Annotated in this window: 12 protein-coding genes and 7 tRNA genes; 3 read left to right on the top strand and 16 right to left on the bottom strand. The window is 49.3% G+C overall.

The window, feature by feature from the left end:
- Nucleotides 1-19 precede the first annotated feature (19 nt).
- From ACM6JA_RS05670 to ACM6JA_RS05640, 7 genes are all read right to left on the bottom strand, one after another.
- Nucleotides 20-1,585 carry an acyl-CoA synthetase gene (locus ACM6JA_RS05670; protein WP_414851528.1) on the bottom strand — a complete coding sequence of 522 codons (1,566 nt, stop codon included), beginning with the start codon at nucleotides 1,583-1,585 and terminating at the stop codon, nucleotides 20-22.
- A 156-nt stretch (nucleotides 1,586-1,741) separates the two neighbouring features.
- A tRNA-Ser gene (locus ACM6JA_RS05665) sits at nucleotides 1,742-1,830 on the bottom strand.
- 66 nt (nucleotides 1,831-1,896) lie between these two features.
- Nucleotides 1,897-3,315 carry an aldehyde dehydrogenase family protein gene (locus tag ACM6JA_RS05660; protein WP_414851527.1) on the bottom strand — a complete coding sequence of 473 codons (1,419 nt, stop codon included), beginning with the start codon at nucleotides 3,313-3,315 and terminating at the stop codon, nucleotides 1,897-1,899.
- A 99-nt stretch (nucleotides 3,316-3,414) separates the two neighbouring features.
- Entirely contained in the window at nucleotides 3,415-4,695 is a 1,281-nt protein-coding gene (locus tag ACM6JA_RS05655) for a peptidase (protein WP_414851526.1), read from the bottom strand.
- A 33-nt stretch (nucleotides 4,696-4,728) separates the two neighbouring features.
- Nucleotides 4,729-5,406: a 3-oxoacid CoA-transferase subunit B gene (locus ACM6JA_RS05650; protein WP_414851525.1), complete on the bottom strand. Its 678-nt coding sequence runs from the start codon at nucleotides 5,404-5,406 to the stop codon at nucleotides 4,729-4,731.
- Nucleotides 5,388-6,080 (bottom strand): 3-oxoacid CoA-transferase subunit A, encoded by a 693-nt coding sequence (locus ACM6JA_RS05645; protein WP_414851524.1) that lies wholly within the window; start codon nucleotides 6,078-6,080, stop codon nucleotides 5,388-5,390. The genes ACM6JA_RS05650 and ACM6JA_RS05645 overlap by 19 nt, the downstream gene beginning before the upstream one ends.
- Nucleotides 6,081-6,096: 16 nt before the next feature.
- Nucleotides 6,097-7,449 carry an aspartate aminotransferase family protein gene (locus ACM6JA_RS05640; RefSeq protein ID WP_414851523.1) on the bottom strand — a complete coding sequence of 451 codons (1,353 nt, stop codon included), beginning with the start codon at nucleotides 7,447-7,449 and terminating at the stop codon, nucleotides 6,097-6,099.
- A gap of 156 nt (nucleotides 7,450-7,605) precedes the next feature.
- Here ACM6JA_RS05640 and ACM6JA_RS05635 point away from each other — a divergent pair, with 156 nt between their 5' ends.
- Entirely contained in the window at nucleotides 7,606-9,150 is a 1,545-nt protein-coding gene (locus ACM6JA_RS05635; RefSeq protein ID WP_414851522.1) for a PucR family transcriptional regulator, read from the top strand.
- A gap of 4 nt (nucleotides 9,151-9,154) precedes the next feature.
- On the opposite strand, the gene ablB is transcribed toward ACM6JA_RS05635, so the two are convergent.
- The gene (ablB, locus tag ACM6JA_RS05630) at nucleotides 9,155-10,009 is read right to left on the bottom strand and encodes a putative beta-lysine N-acetyltransferase (protein WP_414851521.1); all 855 of its coding nucleotides are present in this window, start codon (nucleotides 10,007-10,009) and stop codon (nucleotides 9,155-9,157) included.
- Here ablB and yjcZ point away from each other — a divergent pair.
- Entirely contained in the window at nucleotides 9,957-10,271 is a 315-nt protein-coding gene (yjcZ, locus tag ACM6JA_RS05625; RefSeq protein ID WP_414851520.1) for a sporulation protein YjcZ, read from the top strand. The two genes, ablB and yjcZ, sit on opposite strands and share 53 nt — an antisense overlap.
- 95 nt (nucleotides 10,272-10,366) lie before the next feature.
- Entirely contained in the window at nucleotides 10,367-11,095 is a 729-nt protein-coding gene (locus ACM6JA_RS05620) for a glycerophosphodiester phosphodiesterase (protein WP_414851519.1), read from the top strand.
- Between the two features lie 40 nt (nucleotides 11,096-11,135).
- Here the strand turns inward: ACM6JA_RS05620 and ACM6JA_RS05615 are convergent, their stop codons facing one another.
- From ACM6JA_RS05615 to ACM6JA_RS05580, 8 genes are all read right to left on the bottom strand, one after another.
- Entirely contained in the window at nucleotides 11,136-12,104 is a 969-nt protein-coding gene (locus tag ACM6JA_RS05615; protein ID WP_414851518.1) for a TIGR01212 family radical SAM protein, read from the bottom strand.
- Between the two features lie 173 nt (nucleotides 12,105-12,277).
- The gene (locus tag ACM6JA_RS05610) at nucleotides 12,278-13,516 is read right to left on the bottom strand and encodes a glycosyltransferase family 2 protein (protein WP_007724131.1); all 1,239 of its coding nucleotides are present in this window, start codon (nucleotides 13,514-13,516) and stop codon (nucleotides 12,278-12,280) included.
- Nucleotides 13,517-13,814: 298 nt separating this feature from the next.
- Nucleotides 13,815-13,899 (bottom strand) — tRNA-Leu (locus ACM6JA_RS05605).
- 472 nt (nucleotides 13,900-14,371) lie between these two features.
- A tRNA-Arg gene (locus tag ACM6JA_RS05600) sits at nucleotides 14,372-14,448 on the bottom strand.
- Nucleotides 14,449-14,453: 5 nt separating this feature from the next.
- Nucleotides 14,454-14,527 (bottom strand) — tRNA-Cys (locus tag ACM6JA_RS05595).
- A 9-nt stretch (nucleotides 14,528-14,536) separates the two neighbouring features.
- Nucleotides 14,537-14,612: transfer RNA gene (locus tag ACM6JA_RS05590), tRNA-His, on the bottom strand.
- Nucleotides 14,613-14,629: 17 nt separating this feature from the next.
- Nucleotides 14,630-14,706, bottom strand: a tRNA-Met gene (locus ACM6JA_RS05585).
- A 13-nt stretch (nucleotides 14,707-14,719) separates the two neighbouring features.
- Nucleotides 14,720-14,807: transfer RNA gene (locus tag ACM6JA_RS05580), tRNA-Ser, on the bottom strand.
- Between the last annotated feature and the right edge of the window lie 69 nt (nucleotides 14,808-14,876).

Genomic DNA, 14,876 nt, shown 5'->3' with positions numbered 1-14,876 from the left:
CTTTAGACCCTGCGAGTGGCTAAGTCGTCAGCGTTTCGTATAGGAGGCGCAGCTCTCTTTTCAAAATTTTGCCGCTAGGGTTTCTTGGAAGATTGTCAGCAATCACTACATATTTGGGTGCTTTGAAGGAGGAAAGACGATCTTTGCAAAAAACAAGCATCTCGTCAGCAGTCAGTAACTCACCTGCTTTTGGTACAACGACGGCCGTCACTGCTTCGATCCAGTACGGATGGGGAACACCGATCACTGCGACCTCGGACACTTTCGGATGTTGATAAATAAGCTCCTCAACCTCTCTGCTTGCTACGTTCTCTCCCCCCGATTTAATCATATCCTTTTTCCGATCAACCACGGTGATATAGCCTTCGTCATCCATGATGCCCAAATCCCCGCTGTGAAACCACCCTCCCTGGAAGGCAGCCTGTGTCTTCTCCTCATCACGGAAATAACCCAGCATCGCATGGCTGGTCCTGTGAACTATTTCACCAACACTTCCACGAAGGACTTCATTTCCATCATCATCGACGATTTTTGTTTCCACATTTAACGCTGGCTTGCCTGCAGAGCCTGCTTTTCTCATCTGATCCTTCGGTTGTAAAACAGTTGCTAATGGCGCCACTTCCGTCTGTCCGTAAAAATTGTAAAACTGGGCGTTCGGGAGGCGTAGACCCAGCTCTTTTAACACTTCTACGGGCATGATCGCAGCACCATAGTAGCACTTTTGCAAAGAACTCAAATTACGCGCGGCAAAATCGGGAGAACGCAATAAAGCAATCCACACGGTTGGCGGGCAAAACAACTGAGTAGCCTTATACGCCTCTACCGTCTCCAGTATCAACGCAGGAGTTGCCTGTTCCAAAATAATTCCGCTCCCACCTAGGTAAACGTACGGTCCCAAAAAGCAATGAAGCTGCGCACTATGGAACAAAGGAAGCGCGTGAACAGCCACATCATCCTGCGTCATCCCGCCTTCGATAATCGCGCTGACATATTCAGAGATGATGCTTTTATGAGTGAGCATAACGCCCTTTGGCTTTGATTCCGTTCCGCTGGTATACAAAATTTGCACAACATCTTCGTCTGCTATGTCTAATTCAGGCTCATGGTCGTCTGCCGCTTCAATCAGCGTGCGAAAAGGCAACCATTCTCCTGCTTGTACTGCTGGTTTGGACATGAGGGAAAGCAGCTTGGGGGAAATTCCAGCTAATTGGAGTCCGTCCTGAGCGAGTTGCAGGAATTCGGGAGCTACGAAGCACGCACTCACTTTCGAATGCCCCAAAATATAGGCGACATCTTCCTTATTCAACATGAAGTTGATTGGCACCATGATGACTCCTGCTTTCGCGAGCCCAAAGTTCAGAATCGCAAAATCCATCGAGTTGCGTGACAGTACTGCTACCCGCTCCCCTTTTTGCAAACCTTTTGAAAGAAGCGTATGAGCCGTCTTATTTGCAAGCTGATCAAGCTGTGTGTAAGTCAATACTTCTTCCTCAAAGTACAGGGCAGGCTTATCAGGATTTCGCCAACGACTTCTTCGCAAAATATCGCCAAGTGCATTTCTACGAACCCTTTGCGCTTCGAGCATGCAAATTCCCCCATCACTTATAGTCTCATCTCCATTATATAATAGTTTTCTTTATTTTCTGATATTTTCATAAAAAAGAAACATCTACTTCTCTCAAAGCGCTCGACCATAAAAAAGACCCCAGCTTCTCAACTGGAGTCGGTTCATTTGTATTTATGGCGGAGGGAGCAGGATTCGAACCCGCGTGAGCTTGCACTCTAACGGTTTTCAAGACCGCCCCGTTATGACCACTTCGGTATCCCTCCGTATTTCAACAATACATACTATATCACAGCTCTACTATTTTTTGCAAGAGCCCGTATTCGTTTCCTTTATCGCTTGATGGCAACGAGTTTCAATTCCGTCATTTCTTCTATCGCGTATTTGACCCCTTCCCGACCAAGTCCGCTCTCCTTTACGCCACCGTAGGGCATATGATCCACGCGAAATGTCGGAATATCATTCACCATCACACCGCCCACGCGCAGCTCTTCTGCCGCTTCCAGAGCCAACGATAGATTGTTGGTATAGACACCAGCCTGTAATCCATAGCGTGAATCATTGACCAATGTAATACCTTGCCGGACGGACTCCACTGGATTAATTAGAACGACAGGGCCGAATACTTCCTGACAAGATACTTTTGCATCTGCCGGAACACCGGTCAACACCGTAGGTTGGAGCATCCGATCCACGATCTGTCCCCCACACTCCAAACGTGCCCCATGCTGGAGCGCCTCATGAATCCACTCCATCGCACGTTCTGTTTCGCGCGGATTGATCATGGCGGAATAGTCCGCGTCCTCAGAGAGCGAATCACCACCACGAAGTGCTCGTGTTTGTTCAACAAAACGTTGGACGAAATCTTGATAGATCTCTTTGACCACATAAATTCTTTGCACAGAGATACATACCTGCCCAGAGTAGGCGAATGCGCCAAAAACGCATCGAGGAATCACTTCATTCAGCTGCACATCACGATCAACGATCACTGCCGAATTCGATCCCAGCTCGAGCGTTACTCTTTTCATACCCGCTCGATTGCGTATATCCAGCCCAACACTCGGGCTCCCTGTAAACGTCACCGCCCTGACTCGCGGGTCAGACACGATTTTATCGCCAACGCTCGCCCCACTGCCCGTGATCACATTGAGGGCGCCAGCAGGCACACCAGCTTGCTCTGCGAGCTCTGCCAGAAACAATGCGCTAAGCGGTGTCTGCGATGCTGGCTTGAGAACAACAGTATTGCCAGCAGCGAGAGCAGGTCCGACCTTATGGGCGACGAGATTCATCGGAAAATTAAAGGGTGTAATTGCCCCGATGACTCCCAGTGGTTCACGCACGGTATAAGCCAAGCGTCCCTCTCCACCGATAGCTGCATCGAGTGGTACGGTTTCTCCGTGGAGGCGTTTGGCTTCCTCTGCCGCAAACTTATACGTCTGAATGGTTCGAATCACTTCACCGCGGGCTGTTTTGATTGGTTTCCCCGCTTCTAGTGCGATGATCCGCGCCGCTTCCTCCAAACGTTCATTCATCAAAATCGAGATTTTTTCAAGCAGAAAGGCGCGTTGATAGGCAGGAAGGCGCCGCATGACGGTTGTCGCTTCGTGGGCCGCAGCAATTGCTTTTTCAACCAATGATGAGTCTGCTTGCGAAATTTGTGCAATCTCTTGACCCGTACATGGAGAGAGTAGCGGTGCATGAGCAGTGGCTGGCACCCACTCTCCCCCGATAAAGCACGTTTTTTTCATCGGCATATCCCCACTCTCATTGATTGGAGTTCACCTTCCAATCATTCTCCCTCATACGCGTGCCTTCCTGTCTTGATTTTGAAATATTTGGATATCTTTTTACTCTTTCACACTTTCAGCCACACCGCACCATTCGAGTAACGTAAGCGCAAAGATCTCAGCGCAACGGAATACCTCATCCAAAACGATGTATTCATTCGGATAGTGTGCAACCTGCGTGACTCCAGGTCCGACAACAATCGCTGGGGTATTGGCCAAAGCAGTCAACAAACCGCCATCTGTTCCCCAAGGCGATGCTTCCACAGTGGCACGATCTCCAGTTACAGCTTCAAACTGCGCATGCAGAATATCCATCAACGGATGATCTAGCTCCACTGCTCCCGGGACCCAGCGAGCGCCAAACCATTCCAGCTCGACGGGCTGTTCTGCAAACCACGGGTCGACCTCTGCCAGCTTTTTGAGTGCTGCTGCCATTTCTGCTTTGGCATCGTCCATCTGCTCTCCTGGGGCAACTCCCATCCTTCCTTCCAGCTTGACGAGGTCAGCTACAGACGAAGGCCACTTGCCACCCTCAATCACCCCCAGATTAATCGGGATCGGAATGGGCAGCTTGGCGTAAAGCGGATCATCGAGTCGATCGTTACGCTCTTTTTCCAATTGACCAATTGCTTGAACGACGAGCATGCTCTTTTCGATGGCACTGACTCCCTCGTAGCGGGTCCCTCCGTGAGCAGAACGCCCTTTGACAGTTAATCTGAACCACATGGAGCCTTGCTGCTTCGGGAAAATTTTCATATTGGTCGGCTCTGGAATCAGGGCAGCATCCGCCTTGTACCCGCGAATGATTGTCGCCAGTGTGCCTGCACCGCCGCTTTCTTCTTCTACGACGCTCTGAAAAATGACGTCACCTTTCAGTTTCACACCCAACTTCTGTAGAACCTGGATCGCCAACAGTGAAGATAAGTTTCCACCCTTCATGTCTGTTGCTCCACGTCCGTAAAGCTTGCCGTCCTCAACCTTCCCGCTAAACGGATCATCGCTCCACTGTGCCAGATCGCCCGCGGGTACTACATCCACGTGTCCGTTTAGAATGATGGAACGCCCATCTCCTTGTCCCTTCCACACACCGACGACATTTGGGCTGCCTTCAAACGTCGTACGCGGAGAGACAAAATACGGATGTGACACCAGCTCTTCGCCTTCCATGACCCATAAGTCTACGTCCAGCCCCATCTGCCCCAAAAGCTCAGCAATGCTTTGCTGGATGGATTGCTCTTCTCCTTGTACGCTCGGGCTTTTTACCCATTGCTGCAGCAGTTGAACAGCAGCCTCGCGATCTTTTACCAATTGCTCCCGAATAAGCACCTGCCAGTTTGCCATGTTTTTCCCCCGTTCCATGGTTTTTGTCTTTGCTTAGCGGAAAACGCCAACCTCTCCGGCCATCTTGAGCTCGGCTTCCGTTGCTCCAATCACGTCAGCGACACTGTATGGATACATGACTTCTCGCAGATACAACCCATCTGGCATGACCTCCATCACTGCCATGTCTGTGATGATCAAATCCGCCGCTTTTGTCGCGGTTAACGGCAATGAGCATTCCCGAACGATTTTCGAACGTCCGTTTTTATCCAGATGCGTGGTCACAACCATGACCTTCTTGGCCTTTTGTGCCAGCTCCATAGCTCCTCCCATGCCTGGGACACGTTTCCCTGGAACGATCCAGTTAGCAATGTCACCATTTTGGCTTACTTCCAGGACTCCTAAAATCGTCATGTCCAATAGCCCACGGCGGATGATGGCAAAAGCAGTCGCACTGTCAAAAAAGGATGCCCCTGTGGCGAGCGTGACAGGAAAACCGCCCGCATTGCAAAGCATGGCGTTCTCCTCGCCTTTCGCAGGACTTGGTCCTGTACCGAGAATGCCGTTCTCCGCGTGAAACATGACCCGTTTGTCAGCTGGTATAAAATCCGCAACCAACGTTGGAATGCCGATTCCCAGATTAATAATCATTCCGTCTTCTATTTCCAATGCTGCGCGGCGGGCAATACGCTCACGATAGCTCTCTGTTTCATTTACTTCTCCCATGCCCATTGCCAGTTCACCCCTTCACTTTGGACGATAAAGTTCACGAAAACGCCCGGGGTGACGATTTCTTCCGGGTCGATCATGCCTACCTCGACAATCTCATCCGCTTCCACGATAGTAATGTCTCCCGCCATCGCCACTAACGGATTGAAATTACGTGCACTTGTATCAAACACCAAATTACCAAAGCGATCCGCTTTTTTCGCATGTACGATAGCCACTTCGGCAGTGAGCGGTGTCTCCAATAGATATTCCTTTCCATCCAGAACGACCTTCTGCTTCCCTTTTTCCGCGATCGTCCCGATGCCGACATCCGATAGAATGCCTCCCAGACCGACTCCACCTGCCCGTACACGCTCTGCAAGTATCCCCTGCGGGCAGAACTCTACTTCCAGCTCTCCAGCCGTCATTTGGGCCCCTGCGTTCGGATTTGAGCCAATATGAGAAGCTATCACTTTTTTGACGCGCTTTTCGGTCACCAACTTGCCGATTCCGATATGCGGGAAAGCAGTATCGTTACTGATCAGCGTCATATCACGCACGCCCCTATCCAAAATCCCCTGAATCAAAGTAGGCGGGTTGCCTACCCCACCGAAGCCCCCTGCCAACAGCGTCATCCCATCGCGAAAATGGGTGAGCGCTTCGGACAGGGAGACGACCTTTTCAAATCGGTTTGTCATCCTCGTTCCTCCTTCTCTATCCGATCAGTGCCTTGTCTTGGAGCTCTTGCTGAACAGCAATCACCGCTTCTTTCAGCAGAGATATCAGCTCATCGATTTGCTCCGTAGTAATGGTCAGTGGAGGTGAGATGATGACAGCGTCTCCTGCCACCCCTTCGATTCCGCCCATTGCAGGATAAATAAGTAAGCCTTTTTCAAATGCTTTTTCAATGACCTTCACGCCTACTCCTTGCGAAAGCGCAAACGGCTCTTTTGTCTGCTTGTTTTTCACAAACTCTAACGCGCACAGCATGCCAAGACCACGTGCATCTCCGATCAACGGTAGCTCGTTAGCCAGTTCTTTTAGGCGTTCAAGCAAATAAGCTCCTTGTTCTGCTGCTTTGTCGACGAGCTGATGCTTCTCCACATAGTCGAGGACAGCCAGAGAAACAGCAGCAGATTGTGGATTGGCGCTATACGTATGTCCTGCCATAATCGAGCCGCTGCCTTTTGTAATGGTCTCAATAATTTCGTCCGAGACAATCGTAGCAGCCATAGGCGTGTAACCGGCACTCATGCCTTTGCCCAATGCCATCAAGTCAGGTATAACTCCCCAATGGTCGATTCCAAACGCTTTCCCTGTGCGACCTACTCCTGTCATCACTTCGTCTGCGATAAACAGAACCTCATACTTGTCGCAAATCTCGCGAATGCGTTGGAAGTAACCATCTGGTGGCACGACCGCTCCACCAGAAGCCCCGATGACAGGCTCTGCGATGAATGCCGCTACCTGCTCAGGTCCGACGCGCAAAATCGCGGTCTCCAGCTCGTTTGCACACGCAAGCGCATACGATTCGAGGGACATATCTTCTGGCTTGCGATACAGATATGGTCCTGTGATCGCCGGATAGTCAGCCAATAATGAGGTGAATCGCTTTCTGCGCAAGACGTGTCCAGACATCGAAAGTGCACCCATTGTAATCCCGTGATAGCTCATCCAGCGGGAGATAATCCGGTTTTTCGTTGGTCTTCCTTTTTCCTGCCAGTATTGAATCGCGATTTTTTGTGCAGTCTCTGTTGCTTCCGAACCGCTGCTGACAAAAAACGTCCAGTTCAGTGAGCCTGGTGCCCACTCAGCCAGCTTTGAAGCCAGCTTCTCCACAGCATCGCTGCTAAAATGCGAGCGGTATACGAAGGAAACCTCCTTGGCTTGTGCATACATCGCCTCAGCCACTTCTTCTACACCGTGACCAATGCTTGCCGTCACCGCTCCACTGGAACCGTCGATGTAACGATTCCCCTCTTTATCGTAAAGATAGATGCCTTTTCCGTGAGAAATAACCGGATACTCTTTGCCCAATTCAGGCTTGATTACATAGCTTTTTGTCATTTTCGTCGCCACCTCGCTTATTCTCTACCTCTATCCTAGCTGACCAGCACGCAAGAGCCATCCTACGTGCTGGCAAAAAAACATGGAAAAGAGACGAAATCTTTTGTACATTTTGTATAAGAGAACCTTTACCGAGGCTTTTGGAGGAGATACCTGATGACCATCACGATAAGAGAAGCGCTGCAACTGCCGGACATGGTTCACACCAAGCTGATCGCAGGAGCAGGCGGACTGGACAATCCGATTCGTTGGGTGACAATTGTCGAGGTGCTGGAGGATACGAGTCGCTTGCAGGAAGGCGAGTTTTTGATTACAACCGGCTTTGGGCTGACTGAACATACGGAAAAGCTCGCTTCTTTTATTCCTTCGTTGGCGAAGCAAAAACTGAGTGGCGTTGCGATTCATACGGGCTTTTATTTACGGGAAATTCCTGAGACGTTTTTGACTTTGGCGGATCACTATCAACTTCCATTGATTGAAATTCCCACGGAGATAAACTTTTCAACCATAACCAAAGCCATCTTGCAGCCGATCATGAATCGGCAATTTGAGACGCTGGCCTATTCCTCGGCGATTCATAATCGAATGATTGACGCTGCCCTGTCCAAAGGGGGCCTTCCCGCCATCGCCGGCGAGCTCGCTGCACTTACGGGAGGCGTCGTGTCGCTTATCGATGCATTAGGCTTTGAAGTCACACAGCATGGCAGTTCGGAAGCACTGCCGCCTGATCAGTCCCAGGAAATCGCGCATCGTGTACCGATTCGCGCCAATCGTGAGCATTTTGGCACGTTGACATTAGCGAAGTCCGAGCACGCCTGGAAAGAACTCGATGACGTCGCTCTACAGCATGCCGCTACCTTATGTGCACTCGAATATGTAAAGGAAAGGGCAGTAGCCGCAACGGAATGGCGGTTAAAAGGGGATTTTGTGGAGGAACTGCTGAACGGACAACAGATGACCCATACAGAGCTGGAGAGCCGTTGTCGCATGCTGGGGTACCCGCTTGCTGGACATCATCTCTGTGTCGCTGTTCGCGTAGAGGTAGCCGATCAGACGATGCTCGGAGACATGCATCAAAGTGTCATTACGTTGATGCGGAGGCTTAGCGATCGTCATCAGCGCTCTTATTTACTGCGCGAGCGGCCACATTGCCTCTTGTTTATTTTGCCGGATGATCAGACGAGCCTGCGCTTGCTGGAACAACTCACTTCCCGCTGGAGAGGGCTGCACCCTTCTCTTGACCTACAAATCGCATTGAGCAATCCCTGTGAGCAATTGCCAAACGTCGTCAGTGCCTCCGAAGAAGCGATGTTTGCTCTACAAGCGTACCCGCTGTTGGCCCAATCCCCGCAAATTTTGCGATACCGGGATATGCAGGGCTATCAGTTTTTATTTCCGTACCATCGTGAAAAAGAAAGCTTGCTCCGCCTGTGGAACCCATTGCTGGAACCATTAATTCGCTATGATACGAAATACAATCAACAGCTTCTCGAAACACTTGAAGTGTATTTGGCCCAGAATGGAAACGGTCTACAGACCTCGCAAGCCTTGTATATCCATCGACATACGCTCAAGTACCGGTTGACTCAAATTGAAGAAAAAACAGGCTACCGCCTGGAGGATGCTCATCAACGCTGGCAGCTTCAGTTGGCCCTGATGGCCCGTCGTCTGCAACAGCAGTTGTATCCTACAAACAGGTAGCCTGTTATTCCCTCGTCGGGCGAAGTGGCCTTACCCATATATTCATGTCTTCATAACCTGAAAAGATCGTACAATTGTTAATTAGCCGTCCGCGGTATGCATAGCCCATTTTGGCAGCCGTCACATTCATTCCTGCAGATTGTGCCCGGGTCAAGGTGTACAAAAAGTAAATCCCCGCCTCCTCCATCCTTTGTTCCAGCGCGATAAACAGCGGTTGGAGGAGACCTTTCCCCGCATGGTCTGGATGGGTCGCGCAATCCGTCATTTCCGCTGAACCAAATCGTTCCGATACTTCAGCTGACGCAGCACATGCAATCTTGCCTTCAAATTCAACGACATAGTAGATGGTGCCTTCTTGCATGGTTTTGCGAATGTAGGACGGATCGTTCATCGGTGTAGGATACGTCGCGAATACCAGTCCATACAGACACGCCAATTCCTTCGTATCTGCCTCCGTTGCTTCACGCAGGTGGTATCCATCGGGTAATGATTTCTCTATCGTACTCCCCGCTTTTGACAGGCTTAGCGTAAGAATTTCCTCGGCAAGTTTTTCTGCACCAGAGGTAGCCCGCTCTTTCGTCAGATAGCGGGTGAGCATCTGTGCGTTTTCCCCTTGAAAAAAACCATCGATGGTTCCCTCCAGCTCGTAACCCAGGGATTTCCATTGCGGAATATCTTGTTTCTTCCCGTACACAATGACTTTTGTTGCCTCTGACTCTTCGGCCAGCTCCTTCATGACCCGATCCCACTGCTCGATTTGTGATGGTTCATATACCTGCAGCTTTACCCGACGATTTTGTCGATCAATGATCAGGTCGCCAGCGTCCTGTGCGCCTACAACATTTATCACGGTCTTCATCCTCCCCTACAGTACTCCTCCTCTCATTGTAGCAAAACAAGTAAGACCGTCATCTGCCAATCTGTATAAAAAAGCGTTCTTCATGCACAAAAAAACACAAGGTGGGCATATTGTTGGGTCATATTCACTTGTTCTTCATACCATGAAAGTAGATGCTTCATGTGCAAGAAGGAGGGTGTTTTTTGTGAGCTGCAATAACAATTTTGCCCTGATCCTTGTCCTCTTTGTCCTTTTGGTCATCGTACTCGTTGTAATCGGATAGACTCCTGGAGATGCCTCTCATGTCAGGTCGTATCGAGGGGCCTTTTACATATCATGGTAGTAGGTGACACATGCTCGAGAAGGGAGGAAGCCCTCGTGCCCCCACTTATCTATGCCCATCGTGGCGCTTCCGGCCTATATCCGGAAAATACGATGGAATCGTTTCAAGCAGCCGTCCGCAGAAGAGCCAATGGGATCGAATTGGACGTCCAGCTCAGCAGTGATAATAAGCTGGCTGTCATTCATGACCACAACCTGGAGCGCACGACCAATGGTTCTGGATTGGTGCGAAATTACACATTGCGTGAACTGCGTCAGCTACGTGCGGATAAAGACTCGTCTATGCGAGTACCTAAAGCCCACATTCCAACCCTGCAGGAGGTATTCCAGACGTTTGTCGACACACCACTGCGCTTCATCATCGAGATGAAAAATTTTTTCCTGGATCAACCCCACTTAGAGGAGCTCGTCATCGAACAAATCAGGCGATATCAGCTAACGGAGCGAACCATTATTTCAACGTTTAACTTCGACAGCCTTTTACGAATCAAGCAATTGGATGCCACGCAAACGACGGGACTTTTATATATTGGACCACTCGCCAAGCCTTGGGAAGTAGCACGCAGCTATCGAGCTGATCAATTGCACGTCCCTTATGATCAATTGACGGAAGACTTGGTCAAACAAGCAAAGGATCATCATTTTGAAGTTTTGAGCTGGACCGTAAATACTGGTCGGCAAATCCAGCGAGCCATTGACTGTGGTGTAGATGGTCTGATCACCAATTACCCGAAGCGTGCGAGAAATCTGATTCGCAATCTATAAAAAAAGGAGCCCAGAAAAGGCTCCCTTTGTTGCTGCATCATTACGTACGTGGCACGAAAAACTTTCCTTGCCAGCTATTCCGCGCTTTCAGTTCTGCATCAATGCCATTTAGAACTTCCCACTTTTTGCGACTCCACATCGGTCCAATCAAGAGATCGGGTGGTCCGTCCCCTGTGATTCGATGGACGATCATCTCTGGAGGTAAAATTTCCAATGTATCCACAACGAGCTTCGTGTACTCTTCCTGTGACAGGAATTCCAACAAACCTGCGTCGTATTGCTTCACCATCGGCGTTTTGCGCAGTAGGTGCAACAGGTGTATCTTGATCCCCTGCACATCCAGATGTGCCACAGCATCTGCCGTCTGCATCATCTCTTCGTGGCTCTCTCCTGGCAATCCGTAGATGATATGAGAGCATACACGGATGTTGTGCTTGCGCAAACGCTCTACAGCATCCACGTAGCATTGATAATCGTGCGCCCGATTAATTAACTGGGCTGTGTGCTCATGTACTGTCTGTAGACCGAGCTCCACCCACAAATATGTGCGCTCATTCAATTCAGCCAAATACTCCACAACATCGTCAGGCAGGCAGTCAGGACGTGTGGCAATGGAGAGTCCGACTACACCTTCTTGTTGGAGGATGACTTCGTACATCTCCCGTAGCTCCTCCACTGGTGCATACGTATTCGTGTACGCTTGGAAGAAGCCCAAATACTTGGCTTGCGGCCATTTCTCGTGCATGCGGTTTTTCACATCATGAAACTGTCTTTCCAGGTCCATTCTGCGGTCACCAGCAAAATCTCCAGATCCTCTCGCGCTGCAGAACGTGCAGCCGCCTGTCGCTACTTTCCCATCCCGATTCGGACAACTAAAACCGCCATCCAATGGAACCTTGAAAATCTTTTCGTGAAAAGTCCCTCTTAAATGATAATTCCATGTATGGTATCGCTTATCGCCCCACAACAATGGGACGTCGTTGCTGTGAATATCTGTCGCGAGCTTCATTGCTGTTTTCCTCCTATGGGCACCGCTACGTCTGGCGCTGGTGCCTTAATCCCGTTGGCGAACGCTACTTGCTTGATCACGTCATTATACCAAATTCGGCAACGGTCTCGCTACTTTAAGATAATAGGAAAACCACAGGTGAAAATTCCCCCTGTGGTTTTTGCTTTACGTCACTATTGCTGGATCTCCTCGATACGAATCGCGCGTGTGTGAGAGGTATGACTCCACTCTTGGTTTTTCTTCGTAAAGAACGCGTAAAACATAATCGGAAGCCAAGTCAGGAAAAAGAATGGTAGCAAGAGGAGCCCGAAATACCCCTTCCACGGAACTTTATCCAAATAGAGGGCCAAGATCGGCAACAGGTAGAACACGGCAGTAGAACCGTATACCAGCCATGTAGGCAAGATCGTGGATACTGTTGTCAGCGTACCGATATCAAAAAATCTTGCCAAGAACAATACCGACATCATCGTCACCATCAGCACATACATCGGTTGGAAGAGGTAGAAGGCTGCATCAAGCATTCCCAGCTTTCTTGACTTCAATCCATTAAACAATACAGCTCGAATGTAGCGTCCTGCCACATCGTAATGCCCTTGCATCCAACGCAAACGCTGGCGCATCGACGATTTTAAATCAATCGGTTTTTCATCCCAGACCTTGGTGTCATGTGCCCAAGTCGGGTAAATACCGCGTTCAATACAACGTGTTGCAAATTCCAGGTCTTCCGTGAGACTGGTTGCTCCCCAGCCCATTTCTTTGAGCAGGTTGCTCTCAATGCACAAGCCAGTTCCGCCCAAAGTATTCGGCAGTCCCAAATTGTGACGAGCCAGCTGCCACATACGGTTTGTAAACCAGTAGGTAACCGCATAGGACAACGTAATCCAGGAATCAAACGGGTTCTTGGAGTCGAGGTAACCTTGAATCACACGCGCCCCTTTGCTGAGACGGTCATTCATTACTTTCAGGAAGTTTTTCTCAACCAAGTTGTCAGCATCAAACATGACGACAGCGTCATACTGCTTAGGTCTTGCCCAGAGGTTCTCCAGCATCCATTCGATGCCGTAGCCTTTCCCACGCTTGGATGTGTCAAAACGCTCACATGCGATTGCACCATGCGCCCGACTAATTTCTGCCGTGTTATCTGTACAGTTGTCGCAAATGACGAAGATGTCGTACATTTCACGTGGATAGTCGAGTTTCTTCAGGTTTTCAATAAGCGGAGCAATTACGGCGCTCTCATTGTGAGCTGCCACGAGCACAGCAAACGTCTTTTGCGGCTCAGTTGTTACTTGCTCTTTTTTGCGGAACAGGCCTGCACAAGAAACCAGTGTTTGGTATGTGCCGATTACACCCACCGCAGAAGTAAATCCGATGAATAATCCCTCAATGATCTCTCTAATTACACTCATGGGTTCTTCTCCTCGACCTAAACCAGATTGGGTCTGATCTGAATTTAGGTAGTGTTGTTTTTCCAACATTTCTCTATTGTTTTTCTCTCAATTGGCAGTTTACATCAAATGCGATTCATAAGCAATGACCCAAAAGTGGGAAAAAATAAGGCACTGCTATCACCTTTCCCACCTTTTTCTCTTTCTATTCGACAGTGCTTCGCAGTTGGCAGAAAAAAAAGCCCTTGTCGAAAAAGGCTCCATTTATTTAGAAAAATACAAACACTCGTTTCCATTTCTTCCTGATTGTTTCCGGGATTGGTGCGGTCGGCGAGACTCGAACTCGCACGGGTCGCCCCGCCACCCCCTCAAGATGGTGTGTCTGCCAATTCCACCACGACCGCCTATAAACGCTGATTTTACTCGTGTTTTTCTGTTGACACGACGTACGTTTTTGAGTATACACAATCAATTTTCGCAAGTCAATATCGTTTTCGACTGAATCGAGCCCATATTTTTCCTGTCAAACTATCGTTTTTTTGTCCAGTCTTCTATTAGATACGTTTGTCGAAAAAGAAAGTTACATGTCGCAAAAACTTCGAAAGAATGCAAACGCCTCTCTACAAAAATATCATCGTTTCGTCACATTTTCCGAATAGAAAGGGAGCCATATTCTGTGATTTTTTTACATAATTTATGACAAATCAGACAAAATATTTCCAGTTGTGGATGAAAGTTTTTTTACTATTTTTTTGAAATAGGCCATATGACTTATCACTTGCTTCTGTTTGCATCCTGAAAGACGCGTTATCTTCTACGAAAAAAACCTCCTGCGGACGCCACAACGTCTTAGGGAGGCTATCTTTTGAAAAGGCGTGGCGTCCCAGGAGAGATTCGAACTCCCGACCGACGGCTTAGAAGGCCGTTGCTCTATCCTGCTGAGCTACTGGGACTAAAATGGAGGGAGTACCCGGATTTGAACCGGGGATAAGGGTTTTGCAGACCCGTGCCTTACCACTTGGCTATACTCCCATGTTGTTATGGGGCGATCGATGGGACTTGAACCCACGAGTGCCGGAGCCACAATCCGGTGCGTTAACCCCTTCGCCACGACCGCCATATTTTTTTGTAGTTTGGTAGCGGTGGAGGGAATCGAACCCCCGACCTTTCGGGTATGAACCGAACGCTCTAACCAGCTGAGCTACGCCGCCAAAATAAAAAAGGCGGAGAGTGAGGGATTCGAACCCTCGCTACGCTTGCGCATACTAACGGTTTAGCAAACCGTCCCCTTCGGCCTCTTGGGTAACTCTCCGTGATTATATGCACCTTCAAAACTAGATATGCATGATTGCTAAGGATTTGTGGATAAGTCCTCGACCGA

This window comes from Brevibacillus sp. IT-7CA2, assembly GCF_949767855.1.
GTDB lineage: Bacteria > Bacillota > Bacilli > Brevibacillales > Brevibacillaceae > Brevibacillus.
Note: the sequence above shows the minus strand (reverse complement) of the source record. Positions and strands in the feature narration are given on the sequence as shown.

Bases quoted from the DNA above. Each gene is read 5' to 3' on its own strand.
- ACM6JA_RS05670 (WP_414851528.1), bottom strand. From the start codon at position 1,585: ATGCTCGAAGCGCAAAGGGTTCGTAGAAATGCACTTGGCGATATTTTG.
- ACM6JA_RS05660 (WP_414851527.1), bottom strand. From the start codon at position 3,315: ATGAAAAAAACGTGCTTTATCGGGGGAGAGTGGGTGCCAGCCACTGCT.
- ACM6JA_RS05655 (WP_414851526.1), bottom strand. From the start codon at position 4,695: ATGGCAAACTGGCAGGTGCTTATTCGGGAGCAATTGGTAAAAGATCGC.
- ACM6JA_RS05650 (WP_414851525.1), bottom strand. From the start codon at position 5,406: ATGGGCATGGGAGAAGTAAATGAAACAGAGAGCTATCGTGAGCGTATT.
- ACM6JA_RS05645 (WP_414851524.1), bottom strand. From the start codon at position 6,080: ATGACAAACCGATTTGAAAAGGTCGTCTCCCTGTCCGAAGCGCTCACC.
- ACM6JA_RS05640 (WP_414851523.1), bottom strand. From the start codon at position 7,449: ATGACAAAAAGCTATGTAATCAAGCCTGAATTGGGCAAAGAGTATCCG.
- ACM6JA_RS05635 (WP_414851522.1), top strand. From the start codon at position 7,606: ATGACCATCACGATAAGAGAAGCGCTGCAACTGCCGGACATGGTTCAC.
- yjcZ (WP_414851520.1), top strand. From the start codon at position 9,957: ATGATCAGGTCGCCAGCGTCCTGTGCGCCTACAACATTTATCACGGTC.
- ablB (WP_414851521.1), bottom strand. From the start codon at position 10,009: ATGAAGACCGTGATAAATGTTGTAGGCGCACAGGACGCTGGCGACCTG.
- ACM6JA_RS05615 (WP_414851518.1), bottom strand. From the start codon at position 12,104: ATGAAGCTCGCGACAGATATTCACAGCAACGACGTCCCATTGTTGTGG.
- ACM6JA_RS05610 (WP_007724131.1), bottom strand. From the start codon at position 13,516: ATGAGTGTAATTAGAGAGATCATTGAGGGATTATTCATCGGATTTACT.